The organism is Nitrosomonas supralitoralis (genome assembly GCF_003011925.2).
Taxonomy (GTDB): domain Bacteria; phylum Pseudomonadota; class Gammaproteobacteria; order Burkholderiales; family Nitrosomonadaceae; genus Nitrosomonas; species Nitrosomonas supralitoralis.
Genome location: NZ_PXXU01000088.1, coordinates 1 through 6,869 on the forward strand (window position 1 = coordinate 1; position 6,869 = coordinate 6,869).

Genomic DNA, 6,869 nt, shown 5'->3' on the forward strand with positions numbered 1-6,869 from the left:
TCATAATTCAATCTCCTTATGTTATTGATCTCAAAGCATTTGAGCAGAAAATACTGAAAACAGTTCATAGGCATAAAAGAAAAAGTGCCCAAATTTAGTAGTATGCGACCGTCATGGTGAGACTGCAAACTATATAATGCATGGCACAAGCGCGCGGAAAATTGAACCAGTGCTTTTTCCTCTGTTAAACAAGGATGTAATTTTGTGCACCGATGGGGTTTCCACATACAAGCAGATTGCTCGGCAAGTCCATCCTCAATCGGAGATGGCATTCCTTTTACAGCCATCATGTAGCCTCACCATTTTTACAATGCCGGCAGAGTTCTCCTCGAATTGAGCTAATGTCCTTACTTAATACGGCAGAACTATCCCAATAGATGAAATGAGTTTTGAGCAAAAATGTGGGATGAATTAATTACCTATCACAAATCTCTGATATATTTGATATTTGTTCTAAACGCATCCCAGACTTCGTCCATCCGGCCGCCCAAGGCCAGTTTGGCCTGCGACTGTACATAACGGGACATTACTCCGACTGATGTATGGGGCGGCAGGGTGGGCACGTGCGGATTGGTAAAAACATCGACTAAAGCCGGGCCATTATGTAATAACGCTTCTTGGAGAGAATTTTCCAGTTTATCTGGTTTGGTGACCAAATAACCTCGAATACCGCAAGCTTCAGCCACCATCGCAAAATCCGGATTGATCATTTTAGTTTGCCAATCGGGCAAGCCTGCTACTTGCATTTCCAGTTCGACCATGCCCAGACTACGATTGTTAAAGACAATCAGTTTTATCGGAAGTTTATATTGGGCGATAGTCATTATATCTCCCATGAGCATTGAAATACCCCCATCGCCACAAAATGCGATGACTTGGCGCTCGGGTGAATGCAGTGCAGCACCGATAGATTGCGGCATAGCATTGGCCATAGATCCATGCGAAAAGCTACCAATCAAGGTACGCTTACCGGTGCCTTGCAGATAGCGTGCCGCCCATACTGTACTCATGCCAGTATCTGCAGTGAAGATTGCATCAACATCGGCTAGCCGATTAATCATTGCGGCAACAAATTCAGGCTTAATCAAATTTTCCTCGCCGGGATCCGTGGCATGTACGCGGAGATCTTCCTCCACTTCGACATAGTCCGCCAGACAGGCATTTAAAAATTTTTCTTCTACCTTAGGATTAATTAACGGCAACAGCTTCCGCAACGTGGGGCCAATATCACCGCAGAGCCCCATGTGTAATGCAACTCGTCGACCGAGCCGTTCTGGCTTGGTATCGATCTGTACAATTCTGACCGAACTGTCCAGAAATTCTTTCCAAGGAAAATCGCTGCCGAGCATGAGCAACAGCTTGCCTCCAGTAATAGCACGAGCACCAGCCTTGTTACCTAGCAATCCCGTCAATCCAACCGCGTAAGGATTATCGTATTCCAACATCATCTTAGCCTTAAGTGTATAAGCCATCGGAGCATTGAGAAGTCGAGCCAGCTCAATCACCTCTGCGCGAGCTTCAGCACAGCCAACGCCTGCATAAATGCCAATGTTTTCAGAACTATTAATCAATTCCGCCAGTAGTTCAATCTCAGCGTCGGAAGGGGTCATAACCGGCTGTGGCCGATATAAATCAGCACACAGTGCCTCATCATCAGCGTTACATGTCATCAGATCCCCAGGGAAAGCACACACGCCTACACCTTTCCGATTCCATGCGTGCTGAAGCGCTTGTTGCAACATCCGGGGCAATTGCAGTGGTGTCGTAGCCACCTCATTGTAGTAACTGCATCCATCGAACATGTCCAGATCAGTGGACTGAAAGCTTTCAGTGCCATAATCCTCAGAAGTAATGGTCGAGGCCAGGGCTAAAACGGGCGCACCCCAGCGATGAGCATCATAAAGACCGTTAATGAGATGGACATGGCCCGGTCCGGAACTGCCAGCACAGCACCCAATACCACCCAGCACACCTTCAACCATGGCAGCATAGGCACCAGCTTCTTCATGCCGAACGTGAATCCAGTCAATGCTTCCATCACGGCGCAGGGCATCATTAAAAAAATTCAGGCTATCGCCAGTGACCCCATAAATTCGACGGATGCCAGCAGACTTGAGTAATTCGACCAATTGTTCGGCAACGGTACGGCTCATGGGATTCTCCTAAAATTTTAAGGTTGGCATGAATTCAAACGAAGTGATACTTAATATGCGCGATTTTTTTTGCATATTATTTGCAAAAAACGGATCTTCCAGAATAGTAATGTAGCGATTTTGTATTGTCCTCGTATTGCACATATACAAAATAATTCTTTTTAAAGCTATCTCTATATATTTGTGGTTACTTTAGCTTTAACTTATTCAACTTTACCTTACCATACTGACGAAATTACATAAGTTCTGTACGAACGCCCACCCCGATCTATTCTTTTATAGAGCAAACAAGTACCTAAATTCCGTCGCATTAAGCCAATTGAGTCGGAATCGTATCTGCAAGGTAAAATTTAAAGCAAAGCGGCGAGACGGCATGAGTAACATTAAAGTGATGTGATCTGGCCAAGTAAAACCGGACACATTCCTTAAAATAGGCTGTGTAACAATTAGTTGTTGAATTTAACCATTGACATTTAATAAATATCTATTAATCCTATAGTTGATGAAATTTATAAGGGTTACAGGCCATTCATATTGAAGGAATTTGCGAATTTTTAACAGTTATTTGTTACATATATAGCCCGTTGACTTCGAGGGGCAGCAAAATGCTGCTTAGATTTGTGCCCAGAAAAGTGTTTACGCATCATTATGCCACGGTATCGAAAATGCAAGCTTTAGTAACGGATTACTGCCATCAAGTTGCATTAGCAGGTCTATTCCAAACAAACTAGGTTGATGAATCGTACACCTCACTGTAAGCATTTTTAATTATCATTCCGAACAAGAATATGAACCTAATTTAACACATATGGGCGCCATGATCATAGAAAATAAAAGTATTTATATCTATAATCAATTGCTTGTGGTTATATCAAGATCGACTACTTAACTATGTTTGAATTAACGTACAACTAGTAAAATCACATCAATTCAGGCAATCGATCTTTGGTTATCAATATAGATGAATACGGCGTAGCTCAATAAGCCTAGTCCACCAATCCAATACAGTTCAGTTCTTAAGACGTTGATGTTATTCACGAAATAGGCAATCGCAAAAGTTAAGGGAGTAATTCCAGTTAAGGTGGCCATAATAATTTACGATAATTCATGTTCAGTGCGCCCGCTATAAAACTGATCGCGTCATTCGAAAGAAAAGGGGAAATTCGGAAAAGAACTACTGCCCAGAACCCATAGCAACTCACCCAATGATCTGTTTTTTTTATATGCTTTTTTTTCTAATGAATTCACTTAAAGCAGCCTCGTTTATATTTTTGCCAATAAAATAACCCAGACTTGAAACCAAGAAGACACCTGCAAATGATATCAAAGCTCCCGGCAAAAACCCATACGCCATTACAGCTATAATCATTGGGATCCATGACGGAAAAATAACAAGAAACATTTGCAACACCATTAAGGAAATCAGAGCTAATGGTCCCCAAAAACCAAATTAACTAAAATAGCGAGTGGTTCGCTCAGGATCATCACTGATAAGCGCTTGCCTTGCCGAATGGATAAAAGACTTAAATGAATCAATAAAGTAATAAGAAAATATCAAGATCATTATTAATGCAATGGTGAGCAGCAAGGGGCTATAATTTTCAATCAATTGAATTCGCGTTTTATTCATAATATAAATTCAAATCCAAACGTATAAATAAAGTAGATTCAATAAGTTATCTTATCATGTCATTTTACAGTGATTCAAAATAAAAAAGCTCCATTGTAGAAGTCCACACTGAAAAAGTATCGAACAAGAATTTTTCTAGACATGCAGACTTCAAAGTTACACTTCGAATTTAAATCCGCCACTTTGTAGACCAAGCCAAATTGGATTATTGATTAATATTAATTTTTGGCTTTATCTAGTGGAATTATTTTCTTTTTAAGCGTTGGAACAATTCGTAACGCTCCAAAATTTACAATCGCAAGTGCAATCGCAATTTCATAGCGTTGGAAAGCTACCGCAGCACCTATTGCCCCAGTGTTCCAAATACTGGCCGCAGTCGCTGTGCCATGCACACTTCCATTTTCTTTGAGAACAGCGCCTCCACCAATGAACCCGATACCAGTCATTAGCCCATATAAAATTTTCGCCAAAGCTTCTGGATCGTCACCAACAATAGATTGCCCAATTAGCATATAGCCACATGAAGCGAGAGAGACTAGTGGAAAAGTGCGCATTCCAATACTACGTGTTTCTTTTTCACGTTCCCATCCAACTGGTAATGCCAATACAAACGCTATCAATAAACGGGCAAGATCACTGTATGAAATAAGCTCTTGTATGCTTGTTAAAAATTTCATTATTCAGACTTTCTAATATCTTATGATGGAGTGTTATTGAGGACTTATTCATTCCATAAATATTTTAGATTTTCTTTTTGACAAATGCTCACACAGTATTATTTTCCGCTAAACAAATCGGCCAAGTTTAAATAGAGCAGGACGCCCAAGAATTGCTAAGTTTGATTCCCCGTATACAGACTCTCTTAACCAAAGGGGTTGGTGTAAAAATCAGGGCGATTAATCGCGTATTCGATTGATGACATAAAGTAATCGGAGCGTTTATATTTGCTCGCAAAATTCTCCAGTCTGTTATAAGTGCGTAGATAGAGTTAACTTGTCATTAATCTGGTATTTCATCTCTATCTTCATTTCATGATTCTTTTTATGAAACTTGAAATCCATAAAAATCAATATGCTTCATTTTATTAATATCATTCAAGCGTTGGATCTGAAATGATAACTTCGACGCGGCGATTCTGCTGACGACCAGCTTCGGTATCGTTATCGCTGATCGGAAAATCCTCCCCTTTGCCGTAGGCAACGATACGATCAGGAGCAACCCCTTGCCTTACAAGATAGGCCATCACAGAATTAGCTCGCCTTTGTGATAAGCCATAATTGAGATTCTTACTGCCGACATTATCCGTGTGTCCTTCTATGATCACCGTGCGATCAGGATGCTCGTTAAGAAAAGTTGCAAGCTCTACAATGTGAAAAATTGCGCCACCTTTAAAGGTATCCTTCCCTGTATCAAACAGTATATCGCCTAATGTTATGACCAAACCACGTTCTGTTTTCTTAGCATTAAGTTTTTCAATTTGCCGCTGCAGATCCTCAACTTCGCGCGTACGTGAGTCAAGACGTGCAGTTGCGCGTTGCTCAGCTAGCAGTTTACGTTGATCTTCTAACAATCGAGCTTGTGCAAAGTACAAAGCAGTATCAACCTTACGGTCAGCCATATAAACCAGATGTCTCCCTAATTCCATGTCTTCCGGCAGCCGAGGTTTCTCTGCAGCATCTACTGCAAGCTCCGCCTCTTGAATCGGAAGTTGCGCGCGGCTGGCAAGTTCCGAATCAGATTGCAGTTGAATTAATTTTTCTCTAACTGCGTCAGAACCTATCGGCTTTTCCGGTACTGCTGAACAGGCTGCTAATATAACAGGTGCTAAGCTCACGACCATCAGCTTTGTAAATTTATGAATTGAATTACTCATTGTAGAATCTCCCGAGTGCGTTGCATTTCCTCTTCAATAATATTAATATTTCTTTGCAATTCATCATTAACTGCCTTAGCTTTGAGTGCTTCACCCTTTGCTATTGCCAATTCGGCATCAGCTCTTGATTCCTCTGCCAGCTGCTGGGCCAATATCATTTTTTCTTGCTGAACGGCATCCCGAGCTGCGGCGAGCTTAGTGCGTGCTTCTCGTAACTCAGCTGAAGCCTGATCCGCTATTCCTGCTTTATCGGCATTGGTAATTGCCATTTCCGCTGCTGACAGCTCTAAAGTAGGAGGTGCCGGAGGTGACGCACAGGCAATCAATAAAAATACGGCTGCAATTACGCTTGCACGACTCAGCAGAATATTATCTGATCTCCATATCGTAGATTGTTGAATCATATCAATTCTCCCGGCTAATATATCGAATTCTACTAATTCAGTCTTTTGCACAGGTCTTAGACCTAACTTGTGAAAACCCTAGTAACGAGTTTTATCAGAGTTGGGGTTTATGGCGCTATCAGAATCCTCATCAGAAGGAAGCTCTATTTCCGAAGGATCTCGGTCTCTGGGACCAGCAGGATCATCGCTTTCTTTTATATTTTGCTCACTATCAATATTATCATTTGATCCTTTTGCTTCCTCTTTCCTCTCAACATTGGTGGGATTATTTTTCTCATATTCAGCAAAAGTATTGCCAGTCAATAATGAGAAAATTCCAATTAATAGAATTGTGCTAAAAGCATTCAATAAATATTTAGTATTCATACTTTTCATTATTACTGCTCCTTTAAATGTTAAAAAATAATGCTGTGCTTACATTTATGCTCTTCGTAATTAATTTATGGGAAATATTGATTTACTTCAACGCCCACAACTATAAAAAAGCAATGATTTCCATGCTTCCCTCCAATTAATTTGGATTAAGGAGACGCCTAGCAGTGCTTACATATTGTCTACTCTTTAACAATGAATGTTCAGTACGAAAGCTAACATTGGTTTTTAGGTATCTATCTTAAAGACCTTTGCACAACTGGGTAAATGGCTGTGATAATGGTAGAAATGTCACAAATGACATTGTGATGCGAGGCATTTTGGCAAAAAGTGAAGTTTCTTCTTAAAGAGAGTTTTTCTTCTCACTACTGTCCCGTTAACTTTCACAGCAAGTCCATCTGGCAATTGTTAGTATTTTTATCTATGAGTGGATCCCC

Annotated in this window: 6 protein-coding genes and 1 pseudogene; 1 reads left to right on the forward strand and 6 read right to left on the reverse strand. The window is 40.8% G+C overall.

Features of this window, described 5'->3' with window-relative positions:
• Window positions 1–76: 76 nt before the first annotated feature.
• A pseudogene (locus C7H79_RS19130) lies at window positions 77–244 on the forward strand (IS1595 family transposase); the annotation flags it as partial.
• A 178-nt stretch (window positions 245–422) separates the two neighbouring features.
• Here C7H79_RS19130 and C7H79_RS15980 read toward each other — a convergent pair.
• The 6 genes from C7H79_RS15980 to C7H79_RS16015 form a co-directional block, all read right to left on the reverse strand.
• Complete coding sequence (locus C7H79_RS15980; protein WP_106708252.1) at window positions 423–2,153, reverse strand: thiamine pyrophosphate-dependent enzyme; 1,731 nt, start codon at window positions 2,151–2,153, stop codon at window positions 423–425.
• A gap of 1,076 nt (window positions 2,154–3,229) precedes the next feature.
• Window positions 3,230–3,376 (reverse strand): VTT domain-containing protein, encoded by a 147-nt coding sequence (locus C7H79_RS19590; protein WP_106708253.1) that lies wholly within the window; start codon window positions 3,374–3,376, stop codon window positions 3,230–3,232.
• A 625-nt stretch (window positions 3,377–4,001) separates the two neighbouring features.
• Entirely contained in the window at window positions 4,002–4,460 is a 459-nt protein-coding gene (locus C7H79_RS16000) for an MgtC/SapB family protein (RefSeq protein WP_106708256.1), read from the reverse strand.
• Between the two features lie 413 nt (window positions 4,461–4,873).
• Window positions 4,874–5,656 carry an OmpA family protein gene (locus C7H79_RS16005; protein ID WP_106708257.1) on the reverse strand — a complete coding sequence of 261 codons (783 nt, stop codon included), beginning with the start codon at window positions 5,654–5,656 and terminating at the stop codon, window positions 4,874–4,876.
• Entirely contained in the window at window positions 5,653–6,060 is a 408-nt protein-coding gene (locus C7H79_RS16010) for a DUF4398 domain-containing protein (RefSeq protein WP_106708258.1), read from the reverse strand. Before C7H79_RS16010 ends, C7H79_RS16005 begins: the two co-directional genes overlap by 4 nt.
• A gap of 78 nt (window positions 6,061–6,138) precedes the next feature.
• Window positions 6,139–6,435 (reverse strand): hypothetical protein, encoded by a 297-nt coding sequence (locus tag C7H79_RS16015; RefSeq protein ID WP_106708259.1) that lies wholly within the window; start codon window positions 6,433–6,435, stop codon window positions 6,139–6,141.
• Window positions 6,436–6,869 lie beyond the last annotated feature (434 nt).

Bases quoted from the DNA above. Each gene is read 5' to 3' on its own strand.
- C7H79_RS15980 (WP_106708252.1), bottom strand. From the start codon at position 2,153: ATGAGCCGTACCGTTGCCGAACAATTGGTCGAATTACTCAAGTCTGCT.
- C7H79_RS16000 (WP_106708256.1), bottom strand. From the start codon at position 4,460: ATGAAATTTTTAACAAGCATACAAGAGCTTATTTCATACAGTGATCTT.
- C7H79_RS16005 (WP_106708257.1), bottom strand. From the start codon at position 5,656: ATGAGTAATTCAATTCATAAATTTACAAAGCTGATGGTCGTGAGCTTA.
- C7H79_RS16010 (WP_106708258.1), bottom strand. From the start codon at position 6,060: ATGATTCAACAATCTACGATATGGAGATCAGATAATATTCTGCTGAGT.
- C7H79_RS16015 (WP_106708259.1), bottom strand. From the start codon at position 6,435: ATGAAAAGTATGAATACTAAATATTTATTGAATGCTTTTAGCACAATT.